11 protein-coding genes are annotated in these 17,080 nt (G+C 57.3%); 2 read left to right on the plus strand and 9 right to left on the minus strand.

The window, feature by feature from the left end; translation table 11 throughout:
• Positions 1-632: 632 nt before the first annotated feature.
• The 9 genes from atzF to RBB63_RS15450 all read right to left on the minus strand — a co-directional run bounded on the left by atzF (position 633) and on the right by RBB63_RS15450 (position 14,748).
• A complete protein-coding gene (gene atzF / locus RBB63_RS15410; RefSeq protein ID WP_309385861.1) occupies positions 633-2,402 on the minus strand; it encodes an allophanate hydrolase in 1,770 nt (589 codons plus the stop codon).
• A 62-nt stretch (positions 2,403-2,464) separates the two neighbouring features.
• On the minus strand, positions 2,465-6,067 hold the full coding sequence (gene uca / locus RBB63_RS15415; RefSeq protein WP_309385862.1) for an urea carboxylase: 3,603 nt from the start codon (positions 6,065-6,067) through the stop codon (positions 2,465-2,467).
• A gap of 6 nt (positions 6,068-6,073) precedes the next feature.
• Positions 6,074-6,769: an urea ABC transporter ATP-binding subunit UrtE gene (urtE, locus tag RBB63_RS15420; protein ID WP_343218961.1), complete on the minus strand. Its 696-nt coding sequence runs from the start codon at positions 6,767-6,769 to the stop codon at positions 6,074-6,076.
• A gap of 32 nt (positions 6,770-6,801) precedes the next feature.
• Positions 6,802-7,611: an urea ABC transporter ATP-binding protein UrtD gene (gene urtD, locus RBB63_RS15425; RefSeq protein ID WP_309385863.1), complete on the minus strand. Its 810-nt coding sequence runs from the start codon at positions 7,609-7,611 to the stop codon at positions 6,802-6,804.
• A gap of 18 nt (positions 7,612-7,629) precedes the next feature.
• Complete coding sequence (gene urtC / locus RBB63_RS15430; RefSeq protein WP_309385864.1) at positions 7,630-8,760, minus strand: urea ABC transporter permease subunit UrtC; 1,131 nt, start codon at positions 8,758-8,760, stop codon at positions 7,630-7,632.
• A gap of 21 nt (positions 8,761-8,781) precedes the next feature.
• A complete protein-coding gene (gene urtB, locus RBB63_RS15435; protein ID WP_309385865.1) occupies positions 8,782-10,476 on the minus strand; it encodes an urea ABC transporter permease subunit UrtB in 1,695 nt (564 codons plus the stop codon).
• 105 nt (positions 10,477-10,581) lie between these two features.
• Positions 10,582-11,853 (minus strand): urea ABC transporter substrate-binding protein, encoded by a 1,272-nt coding sequence (gene urtA / locus RBB63_RS15440; protein ID WP_309385866.1) that lies wholly within the window; start codon positions 11,851-11,853, stop codon positions 10,582-10,584.
• Positions 11,854-11,929: 76 nt separating this feature from the next.
• A complete protein-coding gene (locus RBB63_RS15445) occupies positions 11,930-12,754 on the minus strand; it encodes a hypothetical protein (protein ID WP_309385867.1) in 825 nt (274 codons plus the stop codon).
• Positions 12,755-13,017: 263 nt separating this feature from the next.
• A complete protein-coding gene (locus RBB63_RS15450) occupies positions 13,018-14,748 on the minus strand; it encodes a sensor histidine kinase (RefSeq protein ID WP_309385868.1) in 1,731 nt (576 codons plus the stop codon).
• 195 nt (positions 14,749-14,943) lie between these two features.
• Between RBB63_RS15450 and RBB63_RS15455 the strand changes: the two genes are divergently transcribed.
• Complete coding sequence (locus RBB63_RS15455) at positions 14,944-15,591, plus strand: TetR/AcrR family transcriptional regulator (RefSeq protein ID WP_309385869.1); 648 nt, start codon at positions 14,944-14,946, stop codon at positions 15,589-15,591.
• Positions 15,584-17,080 carry an efflux transporter outer membrane subunit gene (locus RBB63_RS15460; RefSeq protein WP_309385870.1) on the plus strand — a complete coding sequence of 499 codons (1,497 nt, stop codon included), beginning with the start codon at positions 15,584-15,586 and terminating at the stop codon, positions 17,078-17,080. Before RBB63_RS15455 ends, RBB63_RS15460 begins: the two co-directional genes overlap by 8 nt.

Here is a 17,080-nt window from a genome sequence, read left to right on the forward strand (position 1 = left end):
AATGGACCGCTTCAGCTGATGACATCTTCCACAAAATTAATCAATTTTGCAATAAACTAAGCTAACGGAACACTAGAGCAATTTCAGTATTGATTGTCTGTTCAGGCCGCTGTGATTTGGTGTGTCCAGCAAGGCGCCAGTAGCGAAGCGGGCTAGCACCTGTCGGATTTGGTCGCACTGCTCCTAGGCTAGTAGGAATCCGCGCCGTTGGCGCTCAGAGTGAATGTCCTTTGCCCTAGACTCCAGGCGTTGTCGCTTCGACATAGCCCCTTGTGTTGGATGAACCTAGCCCCGTGTGCTGCTGCTTACGTCCATGGACGTAGACCCGTTTCGTCCCGGGACGTAGGTGTGTTACGGCCGTGGACATAGCTCTCCTACGCCCATGGGCGTAAGGACCAACAATGGTGGCTGTTTCAAGCCAACAAACGGCTAGCTTTGGGAACGCATACGACTTGGTTCGGTGTAATGTCAGGGCCAACGCCTGAGGACCATGCTGGTGAAACTGGCCAGCTGGGACTCTGGCTGCTGCCCCACACACATATATTGGCAACGCAATCGGGCAGAGGCAGATTGCCCTAGTGAGTTCTGCTCCCAACCCTTAGGTGGGTTTGCGTCCTTTCTCAAATTTGCGGCTAGCCGCGGGCGACGTAATTACGCCAGGACTTCAGCTCGGTGATTTCCTCAGCGTCACCGAGGGCGTGAGCTTCGGCGATGAAGCCCATCGACTGGCGGCCACCGCTCAGGAAGACCTTCCCCAGCCCCAAGGGCTCGGCGATGCCAGCCAGGAAGCTGCCAATCGTTTCCAGCGGCAGTTGCCACACCTCCACCTCGATTGCTGCGCCGCCTGTGGGCACGCGCACCAGCGCCGGGCGCTTTACTTTGCCATCCAAAGCATACATCCGGTAGACCGGCTCGGTTTCCGTGGCTTCGAGGAGCACCCCACCGCGCTCGGTGAGCTGATGATTCAAGGGCATGCCGCTCAGGTGCGCGCCGCAGACGACCAGCGTGCCGGTGTCTTCCGAGTCGGCAATTGCGTGCGTGTAGGCCGGGACGGGCACCTTGCCCGCGCCCATGCTGAGCCCCGTTTTGGCGTGAAACTCTCCGGCGAGCGCCAGCAGGTTCGCATCTTCACCGGCGAACGAAAAGAACGTCACGCCGTGGGGGATACGATCGCTGCGGAACCCAACTGGCACCGCGATGGCGGAGAGGTCCAAGAGGTTCATGAAATTGGTGTAGTGTCCCAGGTTGGTGTTGAGCTGGATCGGGTCCTTGAGCAGTTGCTCGATCGTGTAGACCGTGCCGCAAGTGGGAGTCATAACTGCGTCGACCGTCGCCAGGATTTCGTCGGCCGTGCGCTTGAACGCCTTCAGCTGATACTCGGCGCGGAAGAAATCCACCGCTGTCGAGTTGCCGCCCTGGCAGACAATTTCCCGCGTAACGGGGTGCAGGTGTTCGGGCGTTTTCTCGATCAAATCCTGCAGCACCAGGTAACGCTCGGCCAGCCAAGGGCCATGGTAGAGCAGGCGCGCGGCTTCCTGAAATGGCGCGAAGTCAATCTCGACGACCTCGTAGTCCAGCTCGCGCAGCAGGTCAACGGCCTTGAGGAAAATGGCCTCCGTTTGCTTGTCGCCAAAGTATTCCAGTTGGTCCGCCTGAGGGATGCCGATGACACGCTTTGGCGCGGCGATGCTCAGCTCGTAATCGACGGAATACGGGTCCTCCGCATCGAAGCCGCGAGCCACATCGAGCACGGTGCTGGCGTCGCTGCAGCTAAGGCTGAAAATCGAAATGCAGTCCAGGCTGCGACACGCCGGGAGCAGCCCCGTGGTGCTGAGCAGGCCGCGGCTCGGCTTGAGGCCAACGAGGTTGTTTAAAGATGCCGGCACCCGGCCCGAGCCCGCCGTATCCGTGCCCAGGGAAAAGGACACGAGTCCCTTGGCGACTGACACTGCGGAGCCCGAGCTGGAGCCACCGGAAATATATCGCGGGTCAAACGAGTTGGACGGAATCCCGTAGGGCGAACGCGTGCCCACGAGCCCCGTAGCAAATTGATCGAGGTTCGTCTTGCCAATGGGGATGGCCCCGGCGGCGATCAGTCGCTCGACGACGAAGGCCGACTTTTCCGGAATAAAGGAAAACTCCGGGCACGCTGCCGTGGTCGGCACACCGGCCAAATCGATGTTGTCCTTGATCGCAAACGGGATGCCGTAGAGCGGCAAATCGTCGACCGACTTGCCCGCCAGCGCATCTACATAGGGCGCCAGCTCTTCCGGCGAGAGCACGTGAATCCATATCTTGGGGTCTTCGGCTTTGATCAGCGCCAAGACCTGCTCCACCACGGCGCCTGGAGTCAGCGCGCCATCGGCGTATTGCTTGCGTAATGTGGGTATCGAAAAATCCATTATAAACAAATTTTGTTACAATTAAGAAAATAGCATTGCTCGCATCGTCCTCCGCGAAGCAATTAGGTTGGCGCTAGTGCGAGCAATTGCTGTCCGGATTTCACCGCCGCGCCTTCTTCCACGAATAACTGCGTGACTTCGCCGGTCAATGTCGCCTGCACAGAAATTTCCATCTTCATCGCCTCCAGAATGACCAGTGTTTGGCCGGCCTCGACCTTGTCGCCCGGCTTCGCCACGATCTTCCAGACGTTGCCGTTGATGTGGCTGGCCACGGCCTCATGGCCATCGGGCAGCGTGACTTCCTCCGGCTCGGAGGTGTCCCACGAGTCCACCGTGGCGCTCTGCCCTGCGGCCTCCCAGCGGTCGCGCTCTTCCTCGAAAGCCTTTTGCTGGCGCGCCTTGAAGGTGGCGATGGACTCGGCGTTGTCGGCAAGAAATTGGTTGTAATCGCGGAGGCTGAAGTCCTCCTGCTCGACCTTGATCTGGAACTTGCCGGAGTGGAAATCACGGCGCATTTCCACGAGCGCTTCCTCCTCCACTGGGTAGTAGCGCACCTGGTCGAAGAAGCGCAGCAGCCAGGGCTTGCCTTCCTCGAAGGGGCCGGTGCTCAGGTAGCGATTCCAGATGGGCAGCGTCTGCCCGATCAGCTGATAACCGCCCGGGCTGTCCATGCCGTAGATGCACATGTAAACGCCGCCAATGCCGACCGTGCCCTCCGCCGTCCACGTGCGCGCGGGGTTGTATTTCGTGGTCAGCAAACGGTGGCGCGGATCGACCGGCACCGCCGCTGGTGCGCCCAGGTAAACATCGCCCAAGCCCATGACGAGGTAGCTCGCGTCGAAGACCGTCTTGCGCACCTCTTCCTCGGAATCGAGGCCGTTGATCCGGCGGATAAACTCGATGTTGCTCGGACACCACGGCGCATCCTTGCGCACAGACTTCTCATACTTGCGGACGGCTTCCTGCGTGATCTCGTTGTTCCAGCTCATCGGCAGGTGGATGACGCGCGTCGGCACGACCATGTCCTCGATCGCGGGCAGCTCCTTCTCGGCCGCCACCAGCGTGGCGACAAGTTTGTCCAGCGGCGTGATGCGCGAATCGTAGTGCAGTTGGAGCGAGCGCACGCCGGGCGTCGCGTCGATCAGGCCGGGCACGGGATTCGCGTGCAGCCACTGCATGAGCGCGTAGATGCGGAAGCGGAAATTGAGGTCGAGCACGATGGGCCCATATTCGATCAGCAGGTATTTGTCGCCGCAGGGGCGGTAGGTGACCTGCATCGGGTTTTCGTCCTCGCTGAGCGTGGCGGCGATGCACGAACCGCGCTTCACATACTCGGGCTTCGACACCGTGACCGGGGCCGTCGACATGGACTCGATGGCGGCGTCCTGCTTGGCCTCAAGTTCGTTAGCCGCAAACTGCGAGACGCAGGTGAAGCGGATTTTATCGCCGGGCCGCAGCTGACCAATCATCCACAAGTCGGCCTGAATAATCGTGACCGGGCATACGAAGCCGCCGAGGCTGGGTCCGTCGGGCCCGAGGATAATCGGCATGTCGCCGGTGAAGTTGATCGCGCCAATCGCATACGGCGTGTCGTGCAAATTCGAGGGGTGCAGGCCAGCTTCGCCACCGTCCTTGCGCGCCCACTTCGGCTTGTGCGGCGCGATGAGGCGGATGCCCGTGCGTGCGGAGTTGTAATGCACTTCGAAGGTTGAGCCGAGGAACACATCGATGTCGTCTTCCGTGAAAAAATCGGGCGCGCCATGCGGACCATACGTCACGCGGATTTCCCACTCGCTCGCGTAGGTCGGGATGAGCGACTCCTCCAGCTTCGCGTGGGATTCGCAAGTCGTCGCGCCCTCGTTGAGGTGCAGCACATCGCCGGGCAAAAGCGTGCGCCCGGCATGGCCGCCAAAGTGGCCCATGGCGAACGTCGACTTGCTGCCCAGGTAGTCCGGCACGTTGAATCCGCCCGCCACCGCGAGGTAGGAACGGCAACCCGTCTCCGTCGCTTTGCCGATCTTGAGCACCGAACCGGGCTCCACCGTGAAGGCCTGCCACAGATGCACGGGCAGTCCGTCGAGCTCCGCCGTGATCGGCGCGCCGGTCAGCGCGAGCGTGGCGTGTTGGTTAAACTTGAGCGTCGGCCCCATGAGGGTGATTTCCAACGCGGCGTCGCCGGGCTCATTGCCGACCAGGCGGTTGGCCAAACGGAAGGCCAAGCTATCCATCGGACCCGAGGGCGGCACGCCGATATCCCAGTAGCCGAGGCGGCCCGGGTAGTCCTGAATGCTCGTTTGCGTGCCCGGCGCGATGACGTCGACCGCGGTCGTGTCGTAAGTAAAAGTCTTGAGGAAGGCCGTAGTCATTTTGCCTTCGCCGAAGGTCGCATCGGCCACGATCTTGCCAAGGTATTCGAGGTTCGTCTCGATGCCGCAGAGCGACGATTTCGCCAGCGCGTCAAGCATGCGGGCAATCGCGTCGGCGCGGTCGCTGCCCTTCACAATCAGCTTGGCGAGCAAGGGGTCGTAGTTCGGCGACACGTCCGTGCCGCGCTCGATCCACGTATCACAGCGCACGCCTTCTGGGAAGATGACTTCGTTGAGCACGCCGGAGGACGGCTGGTAATCCTTGCGCGGGTCTTCCGCGTAAATGCGCACTTGGATCGAGTGGCTCGAAGTCGGCATACTTTCCTTGCCCTGCGTCGGATCTTCACCAGCGGCCAGGAGCAGCATCCACTCGACGAGGTCGACGCCCGTCACCTCTTCGGTCACGCCGTGCTCCACCTGCAAGCGCGTGTTGACCTCGAGGAAGTAGAGCTCCTCGGTCTCGGCGTTGACGAGGAACTCGACCGTGCCCGCCGAGCGGTAGTTGATCGATGAAGCGAGCCTGCGGGCAGCATCTGCCAGGCCGTCTCTCAAGGCTTCCGAAATGTTCGGCGCCGGCGTCTCCTCAATCACTTTCTGATTGCGGCGCTGGGACGAGCAATCGCGCTCACCGAGCGTGACGACGTCTCCTTCACCATTACCGAAAATCTGCACTTCGATGTGGCGCGCGCGGCTGACAAATTTCTCCACGTAGATGCCCGCTTGGCCGAAGTTCGCCATGCTCAGGTGCTCCACCTGCTCGTAGGCCGCCCGCAAAATTCCCGGCTCCTCGCACACGCGCATGCCGATGCCACCACCGCCGGCGACGCTTTTTAAAATGACCGGATAACCAATCGCCTCGGCCTTATCGAGTGCTTCATCTGCCGACTCCAAGAGACCCGTGCCCGTGAGCATCGGCACGTTGGAAGCCTCGGCCAAATCGCGCGCGGTATGCTTGAGGCCAAACTTATCAATCTGCTCCGGCGAGGGGCCGACAAACTTGATGCCCTTGTCTTCACAGGCCTTGGCGAAGTGCAGGTTTTCACTCAGCAAACCGTAGCCAGGGTGCACGGCGTCGACGCCATGCTCGAGGCAAAGCTCCAAGATTTTGTCCGCCTTCAGGTAGCTCTCGGAGACCGCGGCTGGCCCGATGTAAAACGCCTCATCAGCCATCGCCACGTGTGGCGTGTGGCGGTCTGCCTCCGAGTAGATGGCGACCGTGGGGATGTTCAGATTCTTACAGGAGCGAATGATGCGGCAGGCGATTTCGCCGCGGTTTGCGATTAAAACTTTTTTCAGCATAGCAACTTAAACAGTCAGGTATTTCGTAACGATTTCTTCGGAGAGCTCGGCAATGTCCCCTTGGGCCATCACCATGCCGCGGTCCATCACGTAGAACGCGTCGCTCACCGATTTGGCAAAGTCCAGATACTGCTCCACCAGCAGAATGCTCATGCGGCCGGAGTCGCGGAGCAGCTTGATGGTGTCCTCGATCTGATCGATGATGTTGGGCTGAATGCCCTCCGTAGGCTCATCGAGAATCAAAAGCTTCGGGCACGTGAGGAGCGCGCGCGCAATCGCGAGCTGCTGCTGCTGACCGCCGCTAAGCACGCCCCCTTTGCGCTTGCCCATCTCTTTGATGACCGGGAACAGTTCGTAAACAAAGTCCAGTTGCTCACGCGCCTTGTCGCCGTGGACGACGATCGCGGTTTGCAGGTTTTCCCACACCGTCAGCGTCGGGAAGATGTGGCGGCCTTGCGGCACGTAGGCAATGCCCTGACGCGCACGCTTTTCCGGCGCCTGGCCGTTGAGCTTTTTTCCGGCGAGGATGATGTCGCCCTCGACCGATTCCACGAGGCCCAGGATCGACTTGAGCGTAGTTGTTTTGCCAACGCCATTGCGGCCCATGAGAGAGACGACCTTCTTTTCGGGCACATCCAGATCGATGCCGCGCAGGATGATCGACTGATCGTAGTAGGCCTTCATGCCGCGCACGGAGAGCACGGTGTCGGTTGCGGGTTCGGCGGTCTCGACGCTCATGATGCCTTCTCCTCGTCCTCGCCGCCAGCGGCGCTGCGACCCAGATAAACCTCGACCACTTTCGGGTCGGACTGCACTTGGTCGATCGTGCCTTCGCGCAAGACCGAGCCTTGGTGCAGCACGGTAACCTTCGTCGCGATCTGGCGAACAAAGACCATGTCGTGCTCAATCACAATCAAGCTGTGCTTGCCCGCGAGGCTGAGCAACAGCTCGCCAGTGCGCTCGGTTTCCTCGTCAGTCATGCCGGCGGCAGGCTCGTCTACGAGCAAAAGCTTCGGGTCCTGCGCGAGCAGCATACCGATCTCCAGCCACTGCTTTTGACCGTGCGAAAGCGAGCCCGCGATGAGGTTCTTTTTCTCGGTCATGCGGATCGTTTCCAGGATCTCGTGGATGCGTTCCTTGTCGGCTTTGCTTTCGCGGTAGAACAAGGTAGCGAAGACGCTGCGTTTCAAGTTGAGCGAGAGCATGAGGTTCTCGTAAACCGTGTGCTGCGAGTAGACCGTGGGCGTCTGAAACTTGCGGCTGATGCCGAGGCGGTTGATCTCATACTCCTGCATTTTGGTGAGCTGAATCTTGTGGTCGGGGCCGAACTCGATGATGCCGGAGTCGGGCCGCGTGCGCCCGGTAATCAAATCGAGAAACGTGCTCTTGCCGGCGCCGTTGGGGCCGATGATGGTGCGCAGCTCGCCGCGGTCGATGTAGAGGTTGAGGTCGTTGATGACCTGAAAGCCATCGAAGCTTTTGTTCAGCCCCTCAACCGTCAGGACGAACTCCTTTTTGTCTTTGTGTTCCTCAGTTTCAGACATGTGGTTTTAAAATTGGAGTTATGCTTTGGCGGTGTCGCCGTTGGGCTCGGTTTTGATGAAGCGGTGCTTGTGCTTCGCCCACAGCGCTTTGAGTTGCAAAGGCAGGCCGACGATGCCGTTGGGCATGAAGAGCACGACAAAGACGAACATCGCGCCGAGAATGATCAGCCAATAATCCGGGTAATGGTAAGTCGTGAAGCTCTTGAGCCAGTTGACGAATACGGCGCCAATCACCGGCCCGATGATCGTGGCGCGACCGCCGACGGCGACCCACACGACGATCTCCAGCGACTTGTCGGGACGCATTTCCGTGGGGTTGATAATGCCGACCTGCGGCACATACAGCGCGCCGACGATGGCGGCCATCACACCGGCAACGATGAAGATGAAGAGCTTGTAAGTCGTCGTGGAATAACCGGAGAAGCGCACGCGGTTTTCACTGTCGCGGATGGCCTGCTGCACGCGGCCGAACTTAGTGCGCGTTAGCCACCAGTTGAAGAACATGCAGGCGGTCACATAAAGCGCGGTGAGTATATAAAGTCCGCGCTGAGTGCCGGGCTCGAAGACGCCGTGACCGAGAATGGTTTTAAAATCCGTGAAGCCGTTGTTGCCGCCGAAGGTGAACTCGTTGCGGAAGAACAACAGGCACGCCGCGTAGGTCAGCGCCTGGGTGATGATTGCGAAATATACGCCTTTAATGCGGGCACGGAAGGCCAGGAAACCAAAGATCCCAGCAAGCAGCCCCGGCACAATCATCACCGCGAGCACTGCAAAGCCAAAGCTGTTGAACGGCACCCAGTGGGCGGGCAGTTCGGTGTAGCCCATGAAGTCCATGAAGTCGGGTAAGCCGCTGGCGTCCGACTCGGACTGCGAGGTCATCAGCATCAAGTGCATGCCGAGCGCATAGCCGCCAAGCGCAAAGAACAGCCCCTGCCCCAAGCAAAGCAAACCGGTGTAGCCCCAGAGTAGATTGAGCGAAATGGCGAGCGCGGCGTAGCACAAATATTTTCCCCATAGATTGAGTCGAAAATCACTGACGTGGAGGAAGAAGCTTTCGGGTGTGAAGGCGTTGAGCAGAGGCAGCGCAAACATAATGGCCGCCACCACAAACATGCCCACGAGGGATTTTTTGCTATCGCTGGATTGCATTGGGAAAAATATTGGCAGTGATTAGTCGAGGCTGCGGCTGTTGCTCGGAAAGAGGCCGCCTGGCTTCCACTGCAAGAAAATGATAATTAACACGAGGACCGTGATGCGGCCCATCACCGGGCCAAAGGCGGGTTGTAGCGCTTGGTCCGTTACGCCGATGCCGAGCGCCGAGATGACGGTGCCGAAGATGTTGCCGACGCCGCCGACCACGACCACCATGAAGCTGTCGACGATGTAGCTCTGGCCAAGGTTGGAACCAACGCTGCCGATCTGCGAAAGGAACACACCCGCCAGGCCCGCAAGGCCGGAGCCGAAGGCAAACGTCATCATGCGCACGCGCTCAATGCGGATGCCCATAGCGGACGCCATCATCGGGTCTTGCATCACCGCGCGCACTGCGAGGCCGAGCGAAGTCTTGGTCATGAGAAGCCAGGTTCCGAAGACGATCAACGCGGCAAAGCCGATCACGAAGATGCGGTTGTAGCCAAAAGTGATGTCGAAGATTTCGATGTTACCCAGAAGCCAAGAGGGGGAGTTTACCTGGCGGTTCGCTGCGCCGAAGACTAAGCGGAATCCTTGTTGTAAGATCAACGACACGCCCCACGTTGCGAGCAGCGATTCGAGCGGACGCTTGTAGAGAAATTGAATTACGCTGCGCTCAAGCACCAAGCCGCAGAGCGCAGCGATGATGAACGAAAACGGAATCGCAAAGAAGAAATACGTCTCGTAGGCCATGTCCGAACTGGCGAAGATCGACGTAAAAATCTGCTGGCTCATGTAGGCGCTATAGGCGCCGATGGCAATCATCTCGCCATGCGCCATGTTGATGACGCCCATCAAGCCAAACGTAATCGCAAGGCCAAGCGCCACGATGACCAGCACCGCGCCAAGGCTCAGTCCACGGAAGCAAGTGCCGATGAAATCGATGACGGAGATATAGCTTTCAATGGACTTCATCGCTGAGTCCAACCGCGCCATTTCGCCGTCGGTAAATTCGACATCGGCGATGCCGTCTTTTAAGTCGAACTTCAGGTTTTCCAACGCAGTCAAACCCGCGATGGAATTCATGTCTTCCAGAGTTTGAATCGCGGCGAGGCGTTCTTCCTTCGAGCCGAGCCCAAGGTGACTGACCGCGATGCCTTCGGCCAATGCCTCCTGGACATCGTCGTCGGTTTCTTCCTTCTGCAATTCGATGAGGATCGGCAGGTAGTCCGCATCTTGCTTCAGGCCGAGTTTAAGTGCGGCGGCCGCGCGGACGTCGGCTTGCTCAGCGCTGAGCGCAACCAAGTCGCTTACTCGGGAAAATACTTTGCGTGTATTGCGTGCAGGACGCGCGGAATCGAGGGCTTCGGGGTCGAGCAGCGTCGGCTCGCCCATGCTGTTTGTAAACACGTCTCCGGTCGCAACCACGATCGCTTCGCGCGGCCCGGTTACGCCTTCTGCGGCGGGAATATAAAGGGGGATTTCGGAGCCATCGTCTGCAGCGTAAAGGTAGATGTCGCCGCGCTTCCAGGCTTCCAAATAATTGTCGACGATGATGGGTTCGCCGGTCTTAGCGAGGCTTTCGACGAGCGTTACTTGCTCATTGCCTTTACTCAGAATTGCCTCGTTGAGGATTTCGCGCGCCTTGGCTTCATTCGCCCGAAGGCTAGTCGTGCTTAACACACAGACCGTGAGCAGCATCAGTTGAAGTATGTGGGTTAGATTTCGGCGCATAGTCGTAGAGATTTCTGTTTGAAAAAAGTTACCCGGGAGGCGGGGGCTAACCACGCCCCCCGGGAACCCGATTCCTGAATTTACTGAACCTAACTGACTTTTCGGTTACTCAAACGTGCCCTTCAGGAATGGCTCGCCATAAACATCTTCAAAGGATTCGATGACTTCGAACTGTCCGTCCGGCATGGTTTCGCCGATGTAGACGTCCTTAGTCAGGTGGTGGTTTTCCTGGGTCGTCACTTCGCCTCCGGGACCATCGAAGGAGATGCCGCTTTCCAGCGCCTTGACCACCTTGTCCACTTCAAAGCTGCCTGCCTTTTCAACGGCCTTCTTCCAGAGGTATACACCATCGTAGGAGAGCACCATCGGGCTGCAAGTTACGCGGCCTTCACGCTCGATGCCGTCGACATCGGTCGTCTTGAGCCAGCTTTGGAAGTTGTTCACGAACTGCTCGTTCTCCGGCGTATCGAGGGACATGAAGTAAGTCCAGCAACCGAGCTGGCCAACCAGGTCCTTCGCGGGAAGGCTGCGGAATTCGTCTTCGGAGAGGGAGAAGGAAACCACCGGGCAATCTTCAGCAGTGAGGCCGGATGCGGCGTATTCCTTGAAGAACGCGACGTTGGAGTCACCGTTGATGGTGTTGATCACGCAGGCGTCACCGGAGGCGGCGAATTGCTTGATTTCCGCAATGATCTGCTGGTAATCAGTGTGGCCGAACGGAGTGTATTTGCCAGCGGAGATCACTTCGCCGTTGGCGTCCTTGCGGAGACCGCCGCCGATGTTGCGCAGCGGAACACCCTTGGAGAGGAGATACTCGAGGAGCACCAGGTTGGTGGTCTGCGGGTAAACGTAGTCGGTGCCGATCAGGTAGAACTTTTTCTTACCTTCTTCGAGGAGGAAGTCCACGGCCGGGATGGCCTGTTGGCCAACGGCTTCTGCGGTGTAGAAGATATTCGGCGACATTTCTTCGCCCTCGTATTGAACCGGGTAGAAGAGCAGGCCGTTGTATTCTTCGAAGACCGGAAGCACGGATTTGCGACTAACGGAAGTCCAGCAGCCGAAGACAACGGCTACCTTGTCCTGCACGAGCAGTTGCTTGGCTTTTTCGGCAAAGAGCGGCCAGTCCGAAGCGCCGTCAACAACGACAGGTTCGATCTGCTTGCCCATCACGCCGCCGTTGGCGTTGATCTCATCGATGGCGAACAGGAGCACGTCGCGGAGTGACGTTTCACTGATGGCCATGGTGCCGCTGAGCGAGTGAAGAATGCCCACCTTGACGGTGTCATCGTCCGCCCTGACGAGGCTCGCGCATAGAGTGAGGAGTAGCGCGGTCGCGATGGCGGAGCGACGCGCGCAAGTCATGAGTAATTTTATCATATTGATCGTTTATGTTGAGGATTTTGACGTCCGTTTAGCTAAGACTAAGCCAACTTTGAACGACTGGCGGATTCCTTTAGAAGTCCACGCCGATACCGACGTTGCCAGTGAGGAAGGTTTCGGTGATGTTGCCAGGAACTGTATTGTCCGGCGTGTAGTAGAAGGTCAGGCCACCGTGAATGTTCCAGGCGCCGTATTGCTCGCCAATAAAGGACAGCGGATAGCTAAGCTGCGGACCAAGAGCCAGATACGTAAAGCCGCCTTGGCCGCCATAGTAGTTGTCGGTGTTGAATGCGACGTCCACGCCGAAGTCTACTGCCAGGTCTTCATAGGTGAAGCCTTCCGATACTCCGAGGACGAAAACCGTGCCGGTGTCCTGCGTGCCGTTGCCATCAACGCGATTGTGGATGACGAGCGAAGGATTCAAGAGCGTGTCATAGCTGATGACGATGTCGAGGATGCGCTCGGCGTCCTGAGCATAGATCCACTCTTGATAGATCAGCTCAAAATTCCACTTTTCATAGGTGTAACCAGCGCCAATCCAGAGGTCGACTTCTTGGATGTCATCGCCGATGCCTGAAGTGCCGATGTCGTTCACATCCCACCAAGTGCCAACGAAGCCATAGAAACCATCGCCAAAGTCCATCGTGAGACTCAGGGATGGATTAAACAGGAGGTTATTCCAAGAACCACCCTCGCCCCAGACGTCAGCACCATAAGAGATGAAGTGCGAATTGAAATCGAAGCTCAAGGAGCCGCTGATGGCGCCGCCTACGCTGGATTCGCTGGGAGGCGCAACGCTGGTTGCTTCGTCACCCGTGAGTTCTTCATTGATTTGAGCGCTCGCAACGCTGGCCCCAGCCAACACCGCCAGTGCGCATGCGCCGATGGTCGTTTTCATGTTCTGCATATAGGTTGTCATAGGTCGTGTCATTGTTAGTAGAGAGGGCGTTTCCGCCCACGTTTTGGATTCTATATTGTATACAATCAGGTATACTGCACAATCTATGCCAACCAGCACTTAACCGGTAAGTTCAATGACAAATGTCGAAAATCAAGCCACGCAGAGACGGTCTGAACAAAATAAGCCACTCCAACTGAGGATGCAGCCGACCGACCAAAAACCTGAGAACGCGCAGCATCCCCTCGCGCGCGTGGGACTTATTAAATTCGTGAAACTTTGTGCTTCGGATGCCGGATGACAAACGAACACCCTGGCAAATCACCAGACTCAAGCTCCACCGTAGCGCCCAAACGCTGGCACATTTTTCGGACAATGTATAAGCCAAGTCCGCTCGAATGCTCTCCCCCACTTGGCCGGGAAGAAAGTGGCCGAAATTTTTGAAAGAGCTGATCACGCTCAGTCTCCGGGATTCCCGGGCCTGAGTCTCCGATTCGAATTTCGAAAACATCGTCAGCCAATACGGACGTTTCAAGCGAAATGCTGCTGCCTCGAGGCGAATATTTTATCGCGTTGTTTACCAAGTTATTCAGGCAGATATCCAACCACTTCGAGCGAGTCATCACCTCTTGGTCTGCCGATTCATGAAGACGCAGGTCCAGCTGGATTTCCTTAGCGGTCGCCGATACGTGAAACCGGTCATACACGTTGACGGCGAGCGAATTCCAGACGCAAGGCTCCAGATCAACTGGCCCATGAAAGCTTTCAATCGAACTGACATCCAGCAAATCCCCGATAAGCTCAAGCATCTGGGTGCTACACGTGCGCATGTCCTGCAACAGTTCATTGATGCGCGTTTGACCATGCATCAAATCGTCTTTCAACAAGTCACAGAGCCCAAAAATGTTCCCGACCGGACCACGTAAGTCATGGGCGACAATCCCAAGAAACTCATCTTTCTCATGATTCATAGCCGATAGCGCTTCGTTTGCCTCGGCCAACTCCGCCGCAGTGCGCTCCAGCTCATGCTTCTGGTTTTCAATTTCCTGGTTCTTCGCGACCAACTCTATATTTCGGGCCTGCAAACGCTTTTGGTGAATACTGATTGCCGATATGCACATCCCCGAGACGACAATCGTAATAATCAGCGCTAATAAGACATTGAACATCAGCGTATTGCGCAGCGGCGAGAGAAGTTCGTCCTCCGATTGCTCCACCATCAAAAACCAATTCAATTCTGGCACCCAACGGCTATTCAGGAAGTAGGTTTTTCCATCACGCTCGTAGCGCAGCTTGTACTCATCTTTTGTCGCCAGCAGTTTACTCACCTGGTCGACAATGCCCGGAACTTCCACTAAATTATCGTAGTTCGCCAACCGACTTTCCTGAGGGCTGAGCATGATGCGCCCGTCTTCTCCCACGAAAAAGATATCCCGATTGAAGCGCGACTCATAGTCCTCAATCAGCGCATTCACGCGATTCACCGTAAGCCCGGTGCCAGTGACCCCGATGAAATTCTGATCATAGTCGTAGACACGATAATTCACAAACACGGTCAACGCGTCATCGTTCGCCATGTCGATATCCACATTTATCTCGAACGGCTGATCCATTTCCCGCACGCGGAAATACCAGATATCGCGCGGCTCATCTGCGTCCACTTTCTTTAAGACGCCATCCCAGTAATAGTAGTTACGCGATTTCTCCGATACGTAGAAACTCGTGACTGTGCCGTATTCACGGCGAATCTCCTCCAGGTAACGCTGCAACTGCCCAACATCCTGCTCACCTGATATGGCCCAATCACGCAAAAATGCGTCGTTCGCCATCATAGAGGAAATAAACGTCGGTCGTAGCAAGTCCCGCTGGATGACAGAATAGATGTTATCCGAGGTTAGTGGCAGCGAACTATCGGTGATCGTCTCGCGCACATTGGCCCGGGATACGTAGTAGCTGCTGATGCTATTGGTCAGAAACCCAACCAACAATAGCATACAAACAATCCAAACTAATCGGTACCTAGATAAACCGGCCATCTAATCCACATGAAGTATTCACCTACTAATTTCAACCCACATATGCACCAGATTTTAAGGATTCACGCCTGCGAATAGCCAATAGAAAAATAACTTACCCTTTTTCAAATAATGATTTGAAACTTTCGTTTTATATGATTGTTTAATCGAGAGATGATAACCAAGACTAAAAAAGCGGAGGATACTTGCGAACGACTGCTCAATGCAGGCGCAGAGCACTTCGCGTTGCATGGCTTCCGCCAGACGCGTGTTCAGGACATTTGCCAAATCGCTGATGCGAACCAGGCTGCCGTTAGTTATCATTTTGGCGGTAAGTATGAGCTCTACGTCAGTTGCCTGCGTCATGCCCTGAAGATCGCCAGCAGCAAGTACCCCCTCCCCTCCGATAGCACCCTGCCTGCGGAAAAACGCTTGGAACAACTCATGACCGCCTTGTGCCGCCGTATATTTGACGACGGCGATGGCAGCCTCTTCCCCAAGCTCATCGTCAAAGAAATGGCGGAGCCGACTGAGGCCCTGGAAACCATCCTGGCTGACCTGATCGCCCATGAACGCGACACGCTGATTGGCATTGTCCGCGACAGCTTGGGCCCACAGGCAACCGATGAAGACGTCATGCTGACCCACCTTTCGGTCGTGGCGCTGTTTCAGTTTTATAATTTCAGCCGTTCGATTCGCCAACTCATGGAACGCAAGAAGCGCAAGCTTCCGCCCAACGTCGATCTGACCATCAACCACACAGTCAGCTTTGCCCTGGCTGGCATTCGTAGCAAACGAGCGGAGATCGAAGCCCGTGCTTAAACATTTCCTTCAATTAACGGCGCTTACCGCCGCAACGCTATGGTCTGGTTGCCAATATACAGCGCAAACGCCAGCCCGCACGTCGCCGCAACCTTTGCCAGATTCGTATGGGTCATCCGAGTCCAGCGTGTCTCAGGCAGCGCGCAATGACCGCTGGTGGGCGTCGTTTGATCGACCAGACCTGGACGATCTGGAATCCGAGGCCATGGCTGGCAACCTCAGCTTGGCCGAAGCCTGGGCGCGTTTACGCCAGGCGCAGGCGCAGGCCGTTATTTCCGGTGCGTCCCTCCTCCCCTCTGCTGATGGAAACGGCAGTTGGAGCCGCGGCTATCAGAGGTCGCCCAACTCCAGCGGCACGACGGAGCAATGGACGCTGGGCGCAAGCATTGGCTATGAAGCAGACCTTTGGGGCCGCATACGCGCTCAATCTGAAAGCGCTCAATCGCTCGTTGAGTACCGTCAATACGACGTGCAGGCGACCGCGCTGGTCCTCAGCGGCGACGTCGCCAGTGCCTGGCTCAACATCTTGTCCCTGGCCGACGGCATGCGCTTGCTTCAAGACCAAGTCGCCACCAACCGCACTCAACTTGAGCTTGTGCTTCTGCGCTTTGGCAACGGCCAAGCAAGCGCACTGGATGTCTATCAACAAAAGCAATTGCTCGCCGGCGCCGAAACCTTCGTGCCGCAAATTGAGCGACAAGCCCGCCTTTACCAACACCAGCTTGCGCTCTTGCTCGGGCAACCAGCAGATTGGGAATTTGCGGTCGACGGCCTCAGCATGCCCAGCATGCCCCCCGCCCCAACCACAGGGACGCCATCCGATCTACTGCTTCAACGCCCGGACATCCGAGCCGCCTATGAATCACTGAACTCCGCAGAGTGGAATGTCGCAGAGGCCCGGGCCGACCGACTGCCGCGCGTCACCCTGAGCGTCGACGCAACAACCACTGCTGGCGCGTTCGCTGATTTGTTCGACAGTTGGTCAGCGTCATTCCTCGCCGGCTTGGCCCAACCACTTTTTGACGCGGGCGCCCGTCAAGCTGAAGTCGAACGTCAGCTCGCCCTCGCCAAGCAGTCACTTTTGCAATACCGCAGCACCGTCCTCACTGCCTACAAGGAAGTCCGCGACGCGCTGGTCCAGGAGCATTGGCTCTACGAAGAACTCAAAGCCATGGACCGCGAAATGCAGGCCGCACAGAATGAATTCAGTGAAGCGCAATCGCGCTACCTCAGCGGCCTCACGGACTATCTGGATGTCACGTCTTCGCTCTCATCTCTGCAATCCCTGCAGCGCGAACGCATTTCGCTGGTCGCAGATTTATTACAGGCTCGCGTCGACCTCCACCTCGCACTTGGCGGAGATATTCCACTCACCAACCCAGATCCAGACCCCGTGATCACGCCCCAAGACATGATCCCCCTCGTGCCCGTCTTTGCGGAATTAATCGATAACGAAACCGCCGATTCAACCAACCTTTCCGAGAACTAA

Origin of the sequence: Cerasicoccus frondis (assembly GCA_031296915.1) — a bacterium.
GTDB lineage: Bacteria > Verrucomicrobiota > Verrucomicrobiia > Opitutales > Cerasicoccaceae > Cerasicoccus > Cerasicoccus frondis.

What these genes read in the sequence shown, in the direction of transcription:
- RBB63_RS15445 (WP_309385867.1), bottom strand. Translation starts at nt 12,754, where the DNA reads ATGAAAACGACCATCGGCGCATGCGCACTGGCGGTGTTGGCTGGGGCC.
- RBB63_RS15455 (WP_309385869.1), top strand. Translation starts at nt 14,944, where the DNA reads ATGATAACCAAGACTAAAAAAGCGGAGGATACTTGCGAACGACTGCTC.
- uca (WP_309385862.1), bottom strand. Translation starts at nt 6,067, where the DNA reads ATGCTGAAAAAAGTTTTAATCGCAAACCGCGGCGAAATCGCCTGCCGC.
- RBB63_RS15450 (WP_309385868.1), bottom strand. Translation starts at nt 14,748, where the DNA reads ATGCTATTGTTGGTTGGGTTTCTGACCAATAGCATCAGCAGCTACTAC.
- atzF (WP_309385861.1), bottom strand. Translation starts at nt 2,402, where the DNA reads ATGGATTTTTCGATACCCACATTACGCAAGCAATACGCCGATGGCGCG.
- urtD (WP_309385863.1), bottom strand. Translation starts at nt 7,611, where the DNA reads ATGTCTGAAACTGAGGAACACAAAGACAAAAAGGAGTTCGTCCTGACG.
- urtB (WP_309385865.1), bottom strand. Translation starts at nt 10,476, where the DNA reads ATGCGCCGAAATCTAACCCACATACTTCAACTGATGCTGCTCACGGTC.
- urtC (WP_309385864.1), bottom strand. Translation starts at nt 8,760, where the DNA reads ATGCAATCCAGCGATAGCAAAAAATCCCTCGTGGGCATGTTTGTGGTG.
- urtA (WP_309385866.1), bottom strand. Translation starts at nt 11,853, where the DNA reads ATGATAAAATTACTCATGACTTGCGCGCGTCGCTCCGCCATCGCGACC.